The following is an 18,483-nucleotide window of genomic DNA, read 5'->3' as shown; positions in this document are numbered from 1 at the left end:
CGTCCGGAGATGCCCGCTTCCACCGAACCCGCCCGCTCCGGCGCACGCCTGCACCCTCGGGCCCGCCGCCCGCACCCGCCTCACTCGTAGCGGAGCGACTCCACCGGGTCGGCCTTGGCGGCGCGGGCGGCGGGCAGGGTCCCGGCCAGGAACGCGATCACCATCACCACGACGATGATCAGGGCGATCGAGACGGGGTCGAACGCGATCAGCGTCAGCCCGGGCAGGTTCGACAGCAACGACCCGGCCAGGGCCGCGCTGACCAGGCTGCCGGCGATCATCGCGACGCCGACGCCGATCGCACTGCCGAGGAACCCGATGAACGCCGCCTCGAGGCTGAACAGGCCGAACACCTTGCCGCTGCCCATGCCCATGGCCTTCATCAGGCCGATCTCGCGGGTGCGCTCCTGCACGCTCATCAGCAGCGTGTTGACGATGCCGAAGCTCGCCGCGAGCAGGGCGATGATCGCGAAGGCGTTGAGCACCAGCACGATGCCGTCGATCACCGTCGTGAAGGTGCCCAGCTGGTCGGCGACGGTGGTGCCGGTGTAGCCGGCGGAGGCGAGACGCTCCTTGAGGTCGCTCACCTGCCGGTCGGACGCGTCTGCGGCGAATCGCACCGTGGCCTGCGCGTAGCGGTCGACCTGGTCGGCGGGCAGCCCGACGTTCTGCGCGTCGAAGAGGGCCGTGCCGAGAGCGGCGTTCGGAGTGACCGACGCGCCGGCGGGCGAGGCGATGCTCTCTTCCGCGACGCCGACGACGGTCGCGGTGACCGTGTGCTGCGTGCGCGTGGCGTCGGTCACGGCCAGCGTGACGGGCTGACCGACGGCCGCCTCGTCGTCGCGGTACCCCAGGGGACCGACGTACGACGTCGGGACGACCACCTGCAGGTCGGTCGCGTCGTCGTCGGGCTGGTCACCCGCGGTCAGGGTGAGTTGCTGCCCGGGCACGAGGGCGCTCGCCGACACGACGTACTTCGTGCCGCTCTCGCCCTCGACGTAGTCGGTCGAGAGCGACTGGGTCGGCTGCACGTCCAGCACGCCGTCGATGCCCTGGAGGGTCGTCACGTCGTCCGGGGTCAGGGCCACGACGGTCGACCCGGGGGCACCGAACCCGCCGGCGGCGACGGTGTCGGGGTCGTACTCGGTCGGACCCGAGTCACCCACGCTCAGACCCTGCGCGTCGTCGGAGGCCTTCGTGACCGTCATCGTGTCGGACGAGCCGACGGCCGAGACCGTGTCGTCGATGTAGGCGTTGATGCCGGTGCCCAGTCCACTCGTCAGCGTCAGCGTGAACGCGCCGACGAAGATCGCCAGGATGGTCAGGATCGTCCGCGTCTTCGACCGGAACGTGTTCGAGACGGCGGTCAGCAGCAGGTCGGTGGTCTTCACGCGGCCACCTCGGCCTCGTCGTCGACGATCAGCCCGTCGCGGATCACGATGCGCCGGTCGCAGCGCGCCGCGAGCTCCTCGTCGTGGGTCACCACGATCAGCGTGATGCCGTTCTCGCGGTTCAACGAGAACAGGATGTCCTCGACGACCGCCCCGGTCGCCGTGTCGAGGTTGCCCGTGGGCTCGTCGGCGAAGATGATGCGCGGATCGTTCACCAACGCCCGCGCGATCACCGTGCGCTGCTTCTGACCCCCCGACAGGTTCAGGGCCTTGTTCTTCGCCTTGTCGGCCAGCTCGAGCTGTTCGAGAGCCGCCAGACCCCGGCGACGGCGCTCGCCGCGGGGCACGCCCGCGATCTTCATCGGCAGCACGACGTTCTCGAGCACCGACGAGCTCGACGTCAGGAAGAACTGCTGGAACACGAAGCCGAACGTCTTGTTGCGCGTGCGGTTCAGGCGCCCGCCCTTGAGCGTGCTCGTGTCGACGCCCTCGAGCTCGACGGTGCCGGTCGTCGGGGCGTCGAGCAGCGCGAGCACGTGCATCAGGGTCGACTTGCCCGAGCCGCTCTTGCCGACGATCGCCACGCTCTCGCCCTCGGCGATGTCGAAGCTCACCCCCTTCAGGGCCTCGAACCGGTTCGGGCCGCGCCCGTACGAACGGTGGACGTCTCGGACCGAGATGATCGGCGCCATGGTGCTCCTGTCGCTGACGGCCCGGTGTCTCCGGGGCCGAGACCCACACTCGCGGGCCGCGCCGCCCGGGGCGTCCCCCCACCGCGGACACCTGCCCGAGCGCCCGTACCGCGACCGCGGTACGCGACGTCGGGCCACAGGGGGACTCGGCCGTGGGCGTTCCAGGGCACGATGGGGTCATGACGACGACGGATGGCAGGAGGCGCGAGCCGCCCTACCCGCGACCTCGCGTCCCCTGGTGGCTGGGCGACACGCTCGCCGCGGTGCTCGTCGTCGGTGCGGCCTTCGCCCCCTTCCCCGTCGCGGGGTTCCGGCCGACCGGCGTGCTGGCCGTCGCGGTCGTCCTCGCCCCCGTCGTGCTGCTGCCGTTCCGTCGCCGATGCCCCGTCCCGGTGCTCGCCGCGATCGTCGGCCTGTTCGGCGTCGCCGCCCTGCTCGGCACGCTCGCACCGGGCGTCGTCCTGGCCACCGGCATCGCCGTCTTCGCCGTGGCCGCGCGGACCCCGCGCCGCCGCACCATCGTCGTGACGGTCGCCACGGTCCTGGCCGTCGCGCTGCTCGGCCTGCTGGGCGTGGGGGGACGCGTCGTCGACCTGCCCGTGGTCCAGTTCACGCTCCTGGTCGCCTTCGCCGCCGCGGCGGGCGACGCCAGCCGCTCCCGACGGGAGTACATCGAGGCCGTCACCGAGCGCGCCGAACGAGCCGAACGCACCCGCGAGGCCGAGGCCTCGCGCCGGGTGGCCGAGGAGCGGCTGCGCATCGCCCGCGACCTGCACGACGCCGTCGCCCACCAGATCTCGGTGATCAGCCTCAACGCGGGCGTGGCGTCGTCGGCGATCGAGACGCGACCCGAGAAGGCGGTGACGGCCCTCGCGACCATCCGCCGCGCCTCCCGGACGGTCCTCGGCGAGATCGGCGACCTGCTCGAGGTGCTGCGCGCCGGGGACTCGGACCGAGCCCCGTCGCCGCAACCGGGCCTCGCGCGACTCGACGAACTCGTGGCCGGGTTCGCCGACGCCGGGCTCGTCGTGGGCACCCGGGTCGAGGGGCCGCTCGCCTCGGTGACGGGCGCGGCCGACCTCGTGGCGTACCGGGTCGTGCAGGAGGGGCTGACGAACGCCGGCAAGCACGGTGCCGAACACCGTGCGCACGTGCTCATCGCGGTCGACGAGCACGAGGTGTCGATCGTCGTGACGAACCCGGTGCCGGTGGTGCGGGTCGAGCCCGACCCGGACGACGTGCGGGGTGGGCACGGGTTGCTCGGGCTGCGCGAACGCGTCGCCTCGGTGCGCGGGGTGGTCGAGACCGGGCCCACGCCGGGCGGCTTCCGGCTGGCGGCCGTGCTGCCGGTGACGCGTGCGGCCGACGGGGCCGGCTCGGCCGGCTCGTCCGGTGGGCTCGGGGGAGTCTCGTGACGACCGTGCTCGTCGTCGACGATCAACCGCTGATCCGTCAGGCCGTCACCGACATCCTCGACGGCGAGGACGGGGTCGACGTCGTGGGCGACGCCGTCAACGGTCGTGAGGCGGTGATGCGGGCCTCGTCCCTCAAACCGGACGTGGTCGTCATGGACATCCGCATGCCCGAACTCGACGGCATCGGCGCGACGGCCGAGATCTGCGCCGACCCGCTGCTCGCCGGGACGAAGGTGCTGATCCTCACCACGTTCGAGGAGGACGAGTACCTCGTCGCGGCCCTGCGCGCCGGCGCGAGCGGGTTCATCGGCAAGGGCGCGGAGCCCGACGAGATCGTCCGGTCGGTGCGGGCCGTGCACGCGGGGGAGTCGCTGCTGTCGCCCGTCGCGACGCGCAGCCTGATCGAGAAGTACGTGCTGCCGGGTGGTGGCGGGGCGGGATCGGTCTCGGGAACGCCGTCGTCAGGGGAGTCGTCGTCGGGAAGCACGTCCTCGCCGGCCGTGCCGCCCGAGCTCGCGCACCTGACCGACCGCGAGCGCGAGGTGCTGCTGCTCGTCGCCCGGGGGCGCGCCAACGCCGAGATCGCCACCGACCTGGTCATCTCGCCGCACACCGCCAAGACCCACGTCAACCGCATCATGACCAAGCTCGACGCCCACGACCGGGCGCAGCTCGTGATCCTGGCCTACGAGACGGGCTTCCTCGCACCCGGTGCCTGACCGGGGGCGCACAGCACGTGGCGGAGGTGCTCGGCGGCCTCGTGGCCGACACGGGCCATGGCCTCGCGGGTCTGGCCCCCGACGTGCGGGGTCAGCACGACGTCGGGTCGACCGCGCAGGGGGTGCTCGGCGGGCAACGGCTCGACCGTGGTGACGTCGAGACCGGCCCCCGCGAGGTGACCGGCGTCGAGCGAGGCGACCAGCGCCTCCTCGTCCACGACGCCGCCACGCGAGGTGTTGACGACCACCGAACCCGGGCGCAACAGGGCGAGCTCGCGCGCGCCGATCAGGCCGACGGTGGTGGGCGTCAGGGGCACGTGGACGCTCAGCGCGTCCGACGCCGCGAGCAGGGCGTCGAGGTCGTGGGGCTCGGCTCCGGCCGCCCGGACGGCGTCGTCCGAGAGGTGCGGGTCGTGGGCGACGACGCGCATGCCGAGGCCGTCACGGGCCGCGTCGGCCACGAGCCGCGCGATCCGCCCGAAGCCGAGCAGCCCGAGCGTCGCACCGTGCAGCTCGCGCCCCACGAAGGAGGCGCGGGTCGGCACGGTCGCGGAGCCGTCGGCACCCGGGGCCCCGGCCACCGAACCCCCGACCTGCGGGTGAGCGGCACCCGCGCCTCGGCCGCTCGACCACGCCGCTCCGAGCCCGCGCCTCGTCACCATCAGCAACGCGACCGCCAGCTCGGCGACCGACCGGCTGTTCGCGGCCGGGGTCGTGGTGACGGTGATGCCGAGCTCGGCCGCGGTGTGGACGTCGACCGTGTCGAGGCCGACACCGTGCCGCGCGACGATGCGGAGCCGCGGTGCCTCGCGCATCATCGCGCCGTCGACCCGGGCCGTGCGCAGCAGCACGCCCTCGACCTCGGCCGCGACGTCGGACCAGCCCGCGGCGTCGTCCCCCCAGCCGAGCCGCACGTCGGCCCAGGCGCGCAGAGACGTGACCACGTCGTCGTCGATCGGCCGCGGCACCCAGACGACGGGCGCGCGGTCCGCCGCGCCCGCGTCAGTCACGCGGCACCAGCTTCCGGTTCGCCGCTCGGCGGTCGCCTTCTCCGCGCAGCAGGTCGTGCGTCGCCGCCACGACCTCGTCGACCCGGGCGGCCGGCACGATCGCCACCCCGTCGTCGTCCCCGAGCACCCAGTCGCCCGGCGACACCGGCACGCCGCCGACCGCGATGGTCTCGCCGGTGCGGAACGGCCCGGTCTTCCACGGCCCGGCCGGTGTCACGGACCGCGCGAACACCGGCACACCGACGCGTTCGAGCTCGACCACGTCGCGGGCGGCGGCGTCGAGCACGATGCCACCGACGCCGAGGGCCTTGGCCTTCTCGGCCACCAGCTCGCCGATCAGGGCCCGGGACTCGTCACCGCCACCGTTCACCACGAGGATCTCGCCCCGACGGATGCGCTCGAACGCGGCGTGCAGGCCGGCGTTGTCGCCCGGCCGGGTCCACACGGTGAACGCCGGGCCCGACAGGGCGGCACCACGCCAGAGCGGGCGGACACCGTCTGCGACGCCGAAGCGTTCCATCGCATCCGAGACGGTGGCGACGGGGAGTTCACCGGCCGCGGGCAGCACCGGTCGGAGGGGCCGCGAGGCCGGGGAAGCGGAGGGGGTGCTCATGGTGCTCCTGTCGTTCGGGGTGCGGGGTCTCTCGGTCGGTGGCGGTGGCGGTGGCGGTGGTGCGGGTGCGGGTGCGGTCGGTCAGTCGAGGGCGGGCGGCAGCCCGGTGCGGGCGAGGTCCGAGGAGGCGCGGCGCAGCTCGTCCGCGAATCGCGCCACCGCGTCGTCGGAGAAGCGACTCGTCGGCCCACCCAGGGCGAGGGCGACGGGTCGGCCCGGCGGTCGTCCCGGGACCAGGACGGCGACGCCCGAGTTGCCCGGCTCCCGCGTGCCGTGCGACACCGACCAGCCGTCGTGGCGCGCCTGCTCGACCCGGGCCCGCACGGCGTCGCGGTCGACGGGCAGCACCGGCGCCGGCGAGAACGGCGTGGTCGGTCTCGAGCCACCCGTGCCCGGGAGCGCGGTGGCGTCGACGTCGGCGAGGGTGTCGTCGAGTGCCTCGGCGGGCTCGCCGCTCAGCAGCACGGCGCCCGCGGCGCCGATCCAGAGCGGCAGCTCGTCGCCCACCTGGACGACGTGACGGAGGCTGTGCGGGCTGGGCGACTGTGCCACGACGACCCGGGCCACGCCGCGGCGGACGTAGAGGCTGACGGTCTCGCCCGTCACCGCGGCGAGCGCGGCCATGCGGTCGGTGGTGGCGGCCGGCACGGCCCAGGCGCGGGCGGCGAAGGCCCCCCAGTGGATCATCCGCGTGCCCACGCCGACCCGCCCGTCGGGTCCGTGCTGCAGCATGCCCTCGGCGACGAGGGTGTCGACCAGGCGCAGCACGGTCGTGCGGGGCAGGCCCGAGGTCCGCACGAGTTCGGAGAGGGTCTGCGTGCTGCGTTCGGGCGTGAACGCCTGCAGGACGGCCAGGGCCCGGCTGACGGCCCGGACGCCGCCGGGGTCGGCACGGCCCGGCGTCGCGGGGGACACGGGCGTCGGGGACGGTGTCGCTTCAGCTGGTGTCATCGTGTCGACCTCTCGCCGGGGGAAGCGTGGGGCCCGGGTGGGGCCGCCCTTGCGGGGACTTCCACGGCGAGGCTACCATCAAGCGGACACAGACATCCACCAGGCGGACATCCTTCGAGGACGGGTCCACCGGTGCGAACCGCTGCAACCATCACAAGGGAGTGATCGTGTGGGCAATCTGATCGACAGGAACAGGCGCAGGGTCGTCACGGGGGCCGTCGGCGTCGTCGCGACCGCGGTGCTCGTCGGCTTCGCGGCCGTCGACGCCGGCGACGGCACCGCGGGCGCCGACCCCCGGGCCAAGCTGACGATGATGGCGCCCGCGGCGCCCGGCGGCGGGTGGGACCTCGCGGCTCGTGAGTCGCAGCAGGCCCTGCGCGCGGCGTCGATCGTCAACAACGTGCAGGTGGTCAACGTGCCCGGCGCCGGCGGCACCATCGGCCTGAGCCAGTTCGTCGGCCTGGGTGCCGACCCCACGAACCTCATGATGACCGGCACGGTGATGGAGGGGGCGATCACGGTCAACGGGTCGGACGTCGACCTCTCGGACACGACGCCCATCGCCAAGCTGGCCGAGGACTACGAGGTCTTCATCGTCCCGGCGGACTCGCCCTACGAGACGATCGACGACTTCGTCGCGGCCTGGAGCGAGGCCCCGCACACCCACCCGATCGGCGGCGGCGGACTCGGCGGGACCGACCACCTGCTCGCCGGCCTGTTCGCCCGCGAGGTCGGTGTCGACCCCGGCGAGATCAACTACGTCTCGTACGCGGGCGGTGGTGAGGTGCTGACCGCTCTGCTCTCGGGCACGGTCGAGATCGGCGTCAGCGGCTACAACGAGTTCAGCGACCAGATCGAGGCCGGCAACCTGCGGGCCCTCGCGCTCTCGGCCGAGGAACCCGTCGACGGCATCGACGCCCCGACCTTCATCGAGCAGGGAATCGACGTGCACCTGCCGAACTGGCGCGGTCTCGTGGCCCCGAAGGACATCACCGACGCCGAGCGCGACGAACTCGTCGCGATCGTCGACGAGATGGTCGCCTCCGACGAATGGCAGGACACCCTGAGGCGCAACTCCTGGGCCCCGGCGGTGGTCACCGGAGAGGACTTCGCCGACTTCATCGCCGAGGACCAGGCCCGGGTGAACACGATCATCGAGGAGCTGGGGCTGTGAGCGGCGTCATCCGGACCGTCTCGGTCACCCGTCGGGCCGTGGTCGTCGCGGACGGGTTCTGGCGCCGACGCACGGGCCTGATCGTGCCCGGGCTCATGCTGGTGATCGGGCTGGCCCTCGTGGTCGGCACGGTGACGATGCGCGTGCCCGACACCGCCACCTCGCCCGGACCCCAGGTCTTCCCGGCGATCGTGGCGGCCCTCGTGCTCGTCGTGGCCGTGCTGCTCGCGATCGACGTGCTGCGCAGGCCCGAGGCCGTCACGGTCGAGATCGCCCAGCCCGCCGCCCCCGGCGACGTGGACGACCTCGACCTCGACGGCGAACCCGTCGAGCGCCGCCCGACCAGCAACCACCGGGCCCTGCTCGGCGCCCTCGGCACGGTGGTGGTGTTCATCGCCGCCCTGACGCCGCTCGGCTGGCTGCTGGCCGGCGCCGTCCTGTTCTGGGGCATCGCCCGGGCGCTCGGCAGCCAGCGGCCCGTCTTCGACGTCTTCCTGGCACTGGCGATCTCGTCGATCGTGCAGCTCGCCTTCTCGGCCGGACTCGGCCTCAACCTGCCTCCCGGCATCCTCGAGGGGATCTTCTGATGGAATCGCTCGCCAACCTCGGGGACGGGTTCCTCACCGTCCTGACCCCGATCAACATGCTCTGGGTGCTGATCGGCGCCGTGCTCGGCACGGCCGTCGGCGTGCTGCCCGGCCTCGGCTCGGCCATGGCCGTCGCCCTGCTGCTGCCCGTGACCTTCTCGCTCGACCCGATCGGTGCGTTCATCATGTTCGCCGGCGTGCTCTTCGGCGGCCTGTTCGGTGACTCGATCTCGGGCATCCTGATGAACACGCCGGGCAACAGCACGGCGATCGCCGGCACGATCGAGGGCCACAAGATGGCCACGAGCGGGCGGGCCGCACAGGCCCTCGCGACCTCGGCGATCGGTGCCTTCATCGGCGGCATCATCGCGTCGGTGCTGGTCGTGTTCTTCGCTCCACGGCTCGCGGAGCTCGCGACGCTGTTCGGCCCGGCCGAGTACCTCGCCCTGGCGGTGTTCGCCTTCGTGGCGATCTCGGCCGTCGTCACCGAGTCGGTGCTGCGCGGTCTCGCGGCCCTCGGCATCGGGCTGGCGATCTCGGTCGTCGGCATCGACGGCATCTCGGGAGCCTCGCGCTTCACGGCCGGCGTGCCCGAGCTCTTCGACGGCATCGACATCGTCGTGATCACCGTCGGCCTGCTGGCGCTCGGCGAGGTCTTCAGCGTCGCGGCCAAGCGCGGCACCCCCGACGAGACGCCGCTCGTGCCCTCGCGCGGTCGACTGTGGCTGTCCCGCCGTGAGTTCCGCCTCGCGGCACCGGCCTGGCTGCGCGGCACGGCGATCGGCATCCCGTTCGGCATCATCCCGGTGGGCGGCGCCGAGGTGCCGACCTTCCTCGCCTACGGCACCGAACGCCGACTCGACGCGCGCCGCAAGGACTCGATGTTCGGTCGCGGTGCCATCCAGGGCGTCGCCGGCCCCGAGGCCGCCGGCAACGCCACGGCCGGCACGGCGATGGGCGCGCTGCTCGCGCTCGGCCTGCCGACCTCGGCCACGGCGGCGATCCTGCTCGCCGCGTTCCGCCAGTACGGCCTGCAGCCCGGGCCCCTGCTGTTCGAGCGCGCCCCCGACCTCGTCTGGGCACTGCTCGCCAGCTTCTTCGTGGGCATGGTCGTGCTGCTGATCCTCAACCTGCCGTTCGCGCCGCTCTGGGCCAAGCTGCTCAAGGTGCCGCGCCACTACCTGTACGCGGGCATCTCGGTCTTCGCCATGCTCGGCGTCTACGCGACGAGCGCGAAGATCCTCGACCTCGTGCTCGTCACGGTGATCGGGCTGATCGGGTTCCTCATGCGCCGCTACGGACTGCCGGTCGCACCGATGCTCATCGCGATCATCCTCGGACCGCTCGCCGAGACCGAGTTCCGGCGGGCGATGGCCGTCAGCGAGAGCGACCCCGCCATCCTCGTGTCGAGCCCGATCTCGGTGACCCTCTACGTCGTGCTCCTGCTCGCCGTCGCCGGCGCCGCCTTCCAGAAGATCCGCAGCCGCAGGACCGTCGCCCAGGCGATCGCCGACCGCCAGAGAGAGACCGTGTGACCCAGCCCCACGACCCCGCCCCCGACCGCCCTCGACCGCTCGACGGCGTCCGCGTCCTCGACATGACCAACGTGCTCGCCGGCCCCTACGCGGCGTACCAGCTCGCCCTGCTCGGGGCCGACGTGATCAAGGTCGAGACGCCGCACGGGGGTGACCTCGCCCGCCAACTGGGGGCGTCCGCAGAACTGAACCAGCGCCTCCTCGGCATCTCGTTCCTGGCGCAGAACGCGCAGAAGCGGTCGCTGACGGTCGATCTGAAGAAGCCGGGCGGGTCCGAGGTGCTGCGGCGGGCGGTGGCCGAGGCCGACGTGCTGCTCGAGAACTTCCGACCCGGGGTGCTCGAGCGGCTCGGCTTCGGCTGGGACGTGCTGCGGGGGATCAACCCGCGCCTCGTCTACGCGGCGATCTCGGGGTTCGGGCAGACCGGCCCGCTGCGCGGCAAGCCCGCGTACGACCAGATCATCCAGGGCAGCTCCGGCATGATGAGCGTCACCGGCACGCCCGAGACGGCCCCGCTGCGGGCCGGTTACCCGATCGCCGACACGCTCGGCGGGCTGGCGGCGGCGTTCGCGATCTCGTCGGCGCTGCTCGGTCGGGAGCGGACCGGGGTGGGCTCGGTCATCGACGTGTCCATGCTCGAGACCGCGGCGACCGCGATGGGCTGGGTCGTGTCGAACCACCTCGTCGCCGGCACCGACCCGCGGCCGCTCGGCAACGACAACGGCACGGCGGCCCCCTCGGGCACGTTCGCGACCGGTGACGGAGCGCTCAACATCGCGGCCAACAAGCAGGAGCAGTTCGAGTCGCTCTGCACGCTGATCGGCCGTGCCGACCTCGCCGTCGACGTCCGGTTCGCCGCCCGCGAGGACCGCAAGACCCACCGCGCCGCGCTCACCCGCGAGATCGAGGCGGCGCTGGCCAGCCGCGGTGCCGCCGAGTGGGAGGCGCTGCTCAGCGATGCCGGCGTGCCCGCCGCGGCGGTGCTGACCGTGGCCGAGATGCTCGACAGCCCGCAGGTGCGAGACCGCGAACTCGTGCACGAGCTGCCCTTCCCGGGCGGCGCGGAGGGCGACGACCCGTTGCGGGTGATGGGACACGGCATCCGCGTCGACGGCGTGCCCGGGGCGCCGACCCTGCCGCCACCGCTGCTCGGGCAGCACACCGACGAGATCCTCGCCGAGCTCGGGTTCGACGCCGGCGAGATCCACGACCTCAGGGAAGGAGGCGCGGTGTGAGCGCCGACGACAGAGCCGACCTCGAGGCCCGCCTCGCGGCGGCGCGGGCCGAGACCGCTCGGCTCGAGGCACAGATCGCCTCGACCACCGCCTGGTGGTCGACGGGCATCACCAAGATCGAACCCGGCGTCATCGAGCTGCGCGGTTATCCCGTGCAGCAGCTGATCGGCAACCTCGGCTTCGTCGAGACCGTCTGGTTGATGACGCGCGGCGAACGGCCCGAACCCGCTCAGGCCGCGCTGCTCGAGGCCGCCCTCGTCGCGAGCGTCGACCACGGCCCGCAGGCGCCCTCGATCGCCGGCGCGCGCATGGCGATCACCTGCGGGGTCGGCCTGAACTCGGCCGTCGCCAACGGCGTCAACGTGCTGGGCGACACCCACGGAGGCGCGGGTCAACAATGCGTCCAGCTGCTGAACCGTCTGGTCGCCTCGCACCGCGACACCGGTGCGCCGCTCGACGAGCTGGCCGCCGCCGAGGTCGCGGCCCACAAGGCCAGGGGCGAGTTCGTGCCCGGGTTCGGGCACCGCTTCCACCCGCGCGACCCGCGCCGCGACCCGCTTCTGGCTCTCGTCGAGCGGGCGCGCGACGAGGGCGTGGTCGAGGGGTCTCACCTCGACGCGGCCCTCGCCGTCGAAGGCGTGTTGGAGTCCCGGAACGTGCCGATGAACATCGACGGGGTGTCGGCCGTGGTCTACGGCGAACTCGGCGTCGAACCCGAACTGGCGCGCGGGCTGTTCGTGCTGTCGCGGTCGGTCGGCATCCTCGCCCACGCCTGGGAGGAACGCGGCTCGGGCCAGCGCATCAAGGGTCCACTGCCCAAGGGGTTCCTGGCCGACTACACGGGCCCCGCCACCCGCGACCTCTGAGTCCCGGCCGCGGGTGTGTCCGCCTCACCCCGCTCACCCCGCACGCCGAGTGGGCAGAAGATGTTCTTCGTCCGCGTGCGGAGGGCATCTTCTGCCCACTCGAGCGGAGGGAGGACGGGGCGGACGGTGAGGCGCGGGTCAGCCGAGCGCGGCGGGGTCGAGGCCGTGCTGCTCGACCTCGATCGCCTGGCGGATCGTCAGCGGGTAGATGCGCGACAGCTCGGGGTTCGACGGGTCGCTCGAGATGTAGGCCACGCTCTCGACGTGCTGCTCGAAGGCGTTGACCTTGTCGCGTGGTGCACCCACCACGAGCTGGAAGCCCAGTGAGGTCAGCGCCGCCAGGGCCCGGCCGGTGTACTCGGCGTCGGCCTTCACGAAGCCCTCGTCGAGCACGATCGGCGCGTAGGTCGGCACCCGGTCGGTGCCGTCGCCCAGCCGGAACCGCAGCGCGGCCCCGAGCACGAACGCGATGAGCTCCTGCCCCTCGCCTCCCGACTTGCCGGCGACGCCCTCGTGCACGATCTGCGTGCCGTCGGCCCGGGTCTCGATGGCCCGGAACTGGTAGTGCTCGCGGGCGTCCAGCACCCGGCGGCGCCAGGCGTCACCGACCTTCGACTTCTCCTCGAGGTGGGCGAGGTCGCGGCGGAGCCTCAGGAACCGGCGCTCGACCTCGGACGCGTCCCGCGCCTCCTGGGCTCGTCCGTCCGAGGACGGTGCTGCGGACGTGCCCCCGCCCCCGCCGGTGTGCTCCCGCAGGGTGCGCTTGAACTCGAGCAGGTCGCCGTTCGACACCGGCCGCGGCTCGATGTCGAGCGTCGAGCCCTGGCGGAACTCGATCGACCGCAACGCCTGCGAGATCGGGCGGACGCCGCGACGGATGACGTGACCGTCCTCCTCGATCTGGACCAGCAGCGCCCGGAGGCTGTCGCCCACGTCGCTGCCGGCCTTCTCGAGCCAGCGCTGCTTCGCGTGCGGCAGGTCGTCCTCGACGAGCTGCCGGTGGATCGCGCGGACCGACGGCAGGCTCTCGATCGTGGCGTCGATGCCCGCGGTGCGGTCGAGCTCGAGGTAGCGCTCGAAGACGACGACGAGCGTCGACTCGGCGTTCGCCCGGTCGCGGTCGTGCGCGTCGACCTGGGCCCGCAGCTGCGACGCGGCGTCCCGGTGGAGCCGGGCGACGTCGGTCGCCTCGCGCGGTGCGGCGAACGGCAGCGGGGCGAGCAGGGCCCGTTCGTCGTCGGTCAGGGGCTCGGCGTCGGCGGCGTCGGCGAACTCGTCCTCGATGTCGACGAGCGTCGCGTGTTTCTCGTCGAGCTGCGCGAGCACCTGGTCGATCTCGGCCAGGCGGCGCGTCGCGGCGGACCGCTCGTCGTCGTGCTGCGCCGCCTCGGCCTGCAACGTCGCGAGCTCGGGACGCTCGACCGCGATGCGGTCGAGCTGGGCGCGCAGGTCGTCGAGTCGCGTCTGGGCGGGGCCGGTGTCGAGCTCGTCCCAGGTGAATTCCTTCGCCCGGGCGACGGCGTCGGCGACCCGACGGCGGTCGGCCGCCTCGGCTTCGATCGCGTCGTATTCGCCGCGGACCCGGGCCAGCACGGCCTCGAGGTCGACGATCTCGTCGCCGAGCTCGGCGATGCGCGCGGCGTTGTCCAGGCCGATCCATGAGCGGGTCGTCCGGTCGTCCTTGATCACACGGTCGCGCGACCCGGTGCGGAGGCCCCGTCGCGTGACGGCGCCGCGGGTGCCGGTCGGACGCGGATCGTCGAGGTCGTCGGGACCCTCGACGCAGAGCACGCTGCGATCGGCGACGAGCTCGTCGTGCAGCCAGCCGCGGAACGGACTGGCCGGATCGAGCCGCACCATCGCGGGCACGGTGTGGTCGACGGGGGTGAGCGTCGGCTCGGCCCCGGCGGTCGCCGGCACGAGCGTGACGCGTCCGCGCACGTCGTTCTCGTTCACCCAGCGGCGCACGGCGTCGAAGTGCGAGCGGTCGACGAGGAGGTGCGTGGCGAGATCGCCGAGCACCCGCTCGATCGCGACGGCCCACCCGGTGTGCTCGGGCGCGACCTCGAACAGCTCGCCGGCGTACGGCAGGCTCGACACCGGCACGCCCGCCCCCTCGGCGATGCGGCGACGTCGCTCGATGGCGTCGTCGGGCACGTTGCTGCGGCGCTGCTCGAACGACCGTTTCTGCTTCTCGAGGGCGGCGAGGGCGCGCTTCGTCTCGCCGATGCGGGCGGCGAGGTCGCTGCGGGCGTCGGCGGTCGCGGCCCGGGCCGCGGCGTCGTCGGCCGCGAGGCGGTCGGCGCGCTGTCCGAGGGCGGCGAGCTGCTCGTCGTTCCGGGGGAGGGACTCGCCGGTGGACTCCAGGGCGGCGGCGAGCCGGCCACGGGTGCGCTCGACGGCTGCGAGCTCGGCCTCGGCGGCGGCCACGTGCTCGCGGAGCGACTGCGTGGGGTCGCCCCCGAGCTCGCCGATCCGCGCCAGGGCCTGCTCACGGGACCGGAAGGCGAGCTGCTCGTCCGCCTGGGCGCGCCTCCGGCGTTCGCCCTGCTCGCGTTTCTCGGTCGTGACGCGGTCGACCTCGCCGCTGACCCAGCTGCCGACGCGTTCGGCCAACCAGACGCGCAGGCGGCTGGGCCCGTCGGCGTCCGCGAGCAGGCGGCGCTTGGCCGTTCCGTCGCGGCCGGCCAGCTCGTAGCGATCGGCGAGCGTCGGCACGGACTCGAGCACGTCGAGCTTCTTGCGGGTCGTCTCGAACACGTCGTAGAGCGCCGAGGCCTCACGGTAGGTGGCGAGGGTGGTCTCCCACCGGCTCAGCGCCTGCGGCTGCACGAGCACGAACTGCTTGAACAGGTCGTCGATCGAGAACACGCCCTTCGACGCCTGCGCCCGACGCAGCAGGGTCAGGGCCTTGAGCTGCGACTCGTCGCTGCCGCCGATGCCGAGCTGACCGCAGAGCCGCACCCGCAGCTCGGGCTGCGACGAGGTCGCGAGGTCGCTGGTGGGGTCGAGCAGGCGGGCGAGCGAGCCGCGGGTCAGCGGGTTCTGGCTCGTGCCCTCGCGGGTCACCTCGGACAGGCGGCTGAGGTCGAAGCGGCCCTGCACGAGCAGGTAGACGCTCGCCTGGGTGACGTCGTCCTGGCTCGCGGTGTCCTCGCCGATCCAGGCGACGCGGACGGCCGTGACGGTCTGGCCGAGCTCGGTCGACCAGGTGATCGCCGCACCGCTCGGGAACGCCTGGCCGAGCGGTCGCAGGAACCGCGTCGTGGTGCGGTCGGAGGCGGCGTCGCGGACCTCGTCGGTCTTGCCGCGCGCGTAGCTGTAGACCGTGCGCTCGGACCGCTGGCGGCTGTCGTCGCGGGCGGCCCGGTTGAACTCTTGCGGGTTGGGCATGATGACCGCGGCCATCGCGTCGAGCACGGTCGACTTGCCGCGGCCGGTGGGCCCCAGGATGGCGATGCCGCCGCGCCCCACGGGCATGCGGTGCAGGCCGGCGTAGCTGCCCCAGTTCAGCAGCTGCACCTGCTCGATGCGGTACTGGCCCGAGTGGAACATGCCGAGGTCGGGCGGGGTGTCGGCGATGCTCATGCCTGGGGTGCTTCCGGGTCGGTGTCGGTGTCGGCGTCGTGTGGGGGCTCGAGGTCGAGGTCGAGCGGGACGGCGGTCGGGTCGGGGGCGGGGTCGGGCTCGGGGGCGTCGTCCGCCGGGGCGGCAGGGTCGTCGACGGTGTCGGGTTCGACCTCCGGGTCGGCGACGGTGACGACGTCGACGTCGACGTCGTCATCCGGGTCGGCCTCGGTGCTCGGGTCGCCGGTCGTGTCGACCGCGTCGTCGTCCTCGCCGGTCTCGTCCCCCTCGACCCCGGCGGCCTCGAGGTACACCCGCTCGAGGTGCGCGAGTCGGTCGGCGGTCATCAGCGGCACGATCGCGGGCGAGACGACGAACAGATCGGGGTCGTCGGGCTCGGCCGTCAGCAGGTCGCGGGCGACGAGCGCGGCGATCGCGGCGTCGACCCGGCGACGGGCGCGCACCTCGTCGGAGCCCGAGTCGTCGTGGTACCGACCGAGGAACTCGGCCACGGCGTCCTTCGAGATCACGACCGCCTCGTCGAGGCCGTCGGTGAAGGCGTGCTCGCGGCGCGCGAAGACCATCAGCAGCGAGGCGTCGCGCGACAGCGGTTTCTCGCGGCGCAGCAGCACGGGGACGTCGTCCTCGCCGCCCTGCCGCTTGAACGCGACCTCGTGGTCGTGGTCGACGACCAGCACCAGGAACAGCTCCTCGAGCCGCGCCCGGATCTCGGGTTCGTGGGCGAGCAGGCCGGCCCAGGCCTCCTGCTGTCGGGCGCGAGACACGAACCGGTGGGTCAGCAGCGTGACCAGTGCCTTGCGTCCGGCCAGCGGCAGCGCGTCCGGGACGTCGGTCGCCCCGTCGTCGGCGTCGCCGTCGTCGAAGGCGTCGCGGGAGGCGCGCGCCGACTCGTCGTCTGAAGGGAAGATCGCCTCGGCGAAGGAGGCGCGGGTCGCCTCGTCGGCGCCGGTCTCGTCCGAGGGGGCTGCGGGGCTCATGCGAGGTCCTTCGTGGAGGTCGTGCTGGTCGTGAGGGCGGGCTCGGCGGGGGCGGCGGGTGCGGCGTCGGGCGGGCCCGCGGGGTCGCGCCGGAAGACGAGGCGGGGCAGCGTGACCTGCCGACCCGCGCCTCCTGGACCCGCGTCCGACGACGCGCCGGGGCCGGTGGGATCGCCGACGAGCTCGACGGTCTCGGTGTCGTCGCCGACGACGCCGCGCTCGAGCGCCAGGTCGAGCATGCTGAGGACGAGCGCGAGGCGGCGGAACTCGGGCTCGGTGGCGCGGTAGACGTCGACGCTCGTGACCTCGTCGTGGTCGGCGAGCAGCCGGTCGATCGTCGCCGAGACGGCCGCCGTACTCGTGCCCGAGGTGAGGCGGAGGGCGGCCCGGTCCGCCTCGGGCAGGGTCGCGTCGCCGATCGTCACCTGCACGTCGACCGTCGGCCGTGCGCGATCGGTGTGCAGCTGCACCTGGCTGACGTCGCGGACGTCGAGAGCCCCCAGGCCGAGCCCGTCGCCGTGCTCGACCGGCAGCATGGCGTGGCCCGGCCGACGCTCGGCCCAGACGCCGCCCGCGTGCAGCGCCCGGTCGGCGAGGGTGAGCAGGCGCTGCTGCTGGTCGGAACCCGACCGGCTGAGGAAGCGCCGCAGCGAGGACGTCCAGCGACCGTAGGTCTCTTGCACGCTCTGCTCTTCGGCGAGCAGCGACGAGATGAGCGACTCGAGCTGTGTGCGCTGCCGCTCGGTGAGCTGTGCGGCGGCGTCGGGTTGCGCGAGGACCTTCTCGATGTCGGCCCGCATCACGTCGATGCCGCGCGACGACAACATCTGGGCGAAGCCGCGGTAGGCGCGTCCCTCGGGGGTCTGCTCGAGCAGGTCGTTGTCGCGCAGGTACTGGTCGACGAGCGCGCCCTTGCCGACGTGTTCGGAGGAGGCCCGGCGCGCGACCTCGCGGTGCCGCTGCTCGACCATGGCGCCGAGCTGCCGGAAGTCCTCGGGCAGCGACGCGGTCAGACGGACCACCTCGCGCACCTGTCGGCGCAGCACGTCGGGAGCGGTGGGTTCGGTGCCGTGCCGCTCGATCTCGGCCTTGCGGCGCTCGAGCTCGGCGATCTGCTCGTCGAGGCGCGCGAGTTGCGACTCGCGGCTGGGATCGGCGAGGCCCGCGAGCTGTCCGACGGCGTGGGCGATGCTGCCGAGGCGGGCCTCGCTGACGGCGTTGTCACGCTCGACGAGGTCGCGCACGAGACGCAGCGCCTTGAGCGCGTGCGGCGACAGGCGGTACTCGGCGCGAGCGTCCGGTCCGGAGGCGCGGGTGCGGACGAGCCAGCGGCTCTCGACCCAGCTGCGGCAGTACTCGGCCGGGGTGGTCTTCTGCTCGGTGGGGGCCGGGGAGGCGACGGGCGTCGTGGCCGCGGGCCGCGCCTCCTCGGGGGTCCGCTCGGTCGTCGCCCGCTCGGACGCCGGGTGCTCGGGGGTGGCCCGCTCGGACGCCGCCTGCTCGGCGGCGTTCTGCTCGAGGGCGTCGGCGACCTGCCGGTGGAACCAGTCGGCCGACACCGGACCCTCGGCGTGCTCGAGGTGGCGGGAGAAGAGCGGCAGCATCCACCGGGCGTTGTAGCCGCGGAGCAGGGCCCAGGTGGGGTCGTCTTCGTACGCCGCGCGCACGTCGTCGCGGCTCAGGGCGTCGTCGTGCCCCGACGGGTGGTTCACCAAGCAAGACCTCCGGCA

General features: G+C 73.4%; 15 protein-coding genes. 7 read left to right on the top strand and 8 right to left on the bottom strand.

The genetic code is table 11. From position 1 onward, the window contains the following. Positions 1–80: 80 nt before the first annotated feature. On the bottom strand, positions 81–1,391 hold the full coding sequence (locus tag IFT88_RS15955) for an FtsX-like permease family protein (RefSeq protein WP_192121765.1): 1,311 nt from the start codon (positions 1,389–1,391) through the stop codon (positions 81–83). Then, positions 1,388–2,083, bottom strand: a complete 696-nt coding sequence (locus IFT88_RS15950) for an ABC transporter ATP-binding protein (protein WP_043595759.1) — start codon at positions 2,081–2,083, stop codon at positions 1,388–1,390. Before IFT88_RS15950 ends, IFT88_RS15955 begins: the two co-directional genes overlap by 4 nt. A gap of 179 nt (positions 2,084–2,262) precedes the next feature. On the opposite strand from IFT88_RS15950, the gene IFT88_RS15945 reads away from it, so the two are divergent. Together IFT88_RS15945 and IFT88_RS15940 are read left to right on the top strand one after the other, a co-directional pair. Beyond that, the gene (locus IFT88_RS15945; RefSeq protein ID WP_192121763.1) at positions 2,263–3,498 is read left to right on the top strand and encodes a sensor histidine kinase; all 1,236 of its coding nucleotides are present in this window, start codon (positions 2,263–2,265) and stop codon (positions 3,496–3,498) included. Continuing rightward, positions 3,495–4,217 carry a response regulator gene (locus IFT88_RS15940; RefSeq protein WP_192121761.1) on the top strand — a complete coding sequence of 241 codons (723 nt, stop codon included), beginning with the start codon at positions 3,495–3,497 and terminating at the stop codon, positions 4,215–4,217. Before IFT88_RS15945 ends, IFT88_RS15940 begins: the two co-directional genes overlap by 4 nt. On the opposite strand, the gene IFT88_RS15935 is transcribed toward IFT88_RS15940, so the two are convergent. From IFT88_RS15935 to IFT88_RS15925, 3 genes are all read right to left on the bottom strand, one after another. Continuing rightward, positions 4,184–5,227, bottom strand: a complete 1,044-nt coding sequence (locus tag IFT88_RS15935) for an NAD(P)-dependent oxidoreductase (protein ID WP_192121758.1) — start codon at positions 5,225–5,227, stop codon at positions 4,184–4,186. The two genes, IFT88_RS15940 and IFT88_RS15935, sit on opposite strands and share 34 nt — an antisense overlap. After that, the gene (locus tag IFT88_RS15930) at positions 5,220–5,840 is read right to left on the bottom strand and encodes an RraA family protein (RefSeq protein WP_192121756.1); all 621 of its coding nucleotides are present in this window, start codon (positions 5,838–5,840) and stop codon (positions 5,220–5,222) included. Before IFT88_RS15930 ends, IFT88_RS15935 begins: the two co-directional genes overlap by 8 nt. An 81-nt stretch (positions 5,841–5,921) precedes the next feature. Then, positions 5,922–6,791, bottom strand: a complete 870-nt coding sequence (locus IFT88_RS15925) for an IclR family transcriptional regulator (protein WP_192121754.1) — start codon at positions 6,789–6,791, stop codon at positions 5,922–5,924. A gap of 169 nt (positions 6,792–6,960) precedes the next feature. Between IFT88_RS15925 and IFT88_RS15920 the strand changes: the two genes are divergently transcribed. From IFT88_RS15920 to IFT88_RS15900, 5 genes are read left to right on the top strand one after another with little or no spacing between them, the layout of a single operon-like run. Continuing rightward, a complete protein-coding gene (locus IFT88_RS15920; protein ID WP_342212182.1) occupies positions 6,961–7,965 on the top strand; it encodes a Bug family tripartite tricarboxylate transporter substrate binding protein in 1,005 nt (334 codons plus the stop codon). Beyond that, complete coding sequence (locus IFT88_RS15915; RefSeq protein ID WP_199859334.1) at positions 7,962–8,552, top strand: tripartite tricarboxylate transporter TctB family protein; 591 nt, start codon at positions 7,962–7,964, stop codon at positions 8,550–8,552. Before IFT88_RS15920 ends, IFT88_RS15915 begins: the two co-directional genes overlap by 4 nt. Next, positions 8,552–10,087 (top strand): tripartite tricarboxylate transporter permease, encoded by a 1,536-nt coding sequence (locus IFT88_RS15910; protein ID WP_043595766.1) that lies wholly within the window; start codon positions 8,552–8,554, stop codon positions 10,085–10,087. Before IFT88_RS15915 ends, IFT88_RS15910 begins: the two co-directional genes overlap by 1 nt. Continuing rightward, positions 10,084–11,322 carry a CaiB/BaiF CoA transferase family protein gene (locus IFT88_RS15905; RefSeq protein ID WP_342212181.1) on the top strand — a complete coding sequence of 413 codons (1,239 nt, stop codon included), beginning with the start codon at positions 10,084–10,086 and terminating at the stop codon, positions 11,320–11,322. The genes IFT88_RS15910 and IFT88_RS15905 overlap by 4 nt, the downstream gene beginning before the upstream one ends. Then, on the top strand, positions 11,319–12,188 hold the full coding sequence (locus IFT88_RS15900; RefSeq protein ID WP_192121752.1) for a citryl-CoA lyase: 870 nt from the start codon (positions 11,319–11,321) through the stop codon (positions 12,186–12,188). The genes IFT88_RS15905 and IFT88_RS15900 overlap by 4 nt, the downstream gene beginning before the upstream one ends. Before the next feature lie 138 nt (positions 12,189–12,326). Here IFT88_RS15900 and IFT88_RS15895 read toward each other — a convergent pair whose 3' ends face one another. Genes IFT88_RS15895 through IFT88_RS15885 form a run of 3 tightly spaced genes read right to left on the bottom strand, consistent with a single transcriptional unit; the run spans position 12,327 to position 18,465 of the window. Further along, positions 12,327–15,776 carry an ATP-binding protein gene (locus tag IFT88_RS15895; protein WP_192121750.1) on the bottom strand — a complete coding sequence of 1,150 codons (3,450 nt, stop codon included), beginning with the start codon at positions 15,774–15,776 and terminating at the stop codon, positions 12,327–12,329. Further along, on the bottom strand, positions 15,773–16,753 hold the full coding sequence (locus IFT88_RS15890) for a DUF4194 domain-containing protein (RefSeq protein ID WP_192121748.1): 981 nt from the start codon (positions 16,751–16,753) through the stop codon (positions 15,773–15,775). The genes IFT88_RS15895 and IFT88_RS15890 overlap by 4 nt, the downstream gene beginning before the upstream one ends. Then, positions 16,750–18,465: a DUF3375 family protein gene (locus IFT88_RS15885; RefSeq protein ID WP_192121746.1), complete on the bottom strand. Its 1,716-nt coding sequence runs from the start codon at positions 18,463–18,465 to the stop codon at positions 16,750–16,752. The genes IFT88_RS15890 and IFT88_RS15885 overlap by 4 nt, the downstream gene beginning before the upstream one ends. Positions 18,466–18,483: the final 18 nt, after the last annotated feature.

Source organism: Frigoribacterium sp. CFBP 8751, assembly GCF_014841545.1.
In the GTDB taxonomy this organism is placed as follows: domain Bacteria; phylum Actinomycetota; class Actinomycetes; order Actinomycetales; family Microbacteriaceae; genus Frigoribacterium.
This window is presented reverse-complemented; position numbering and strand designations above follow the sequence as displayed.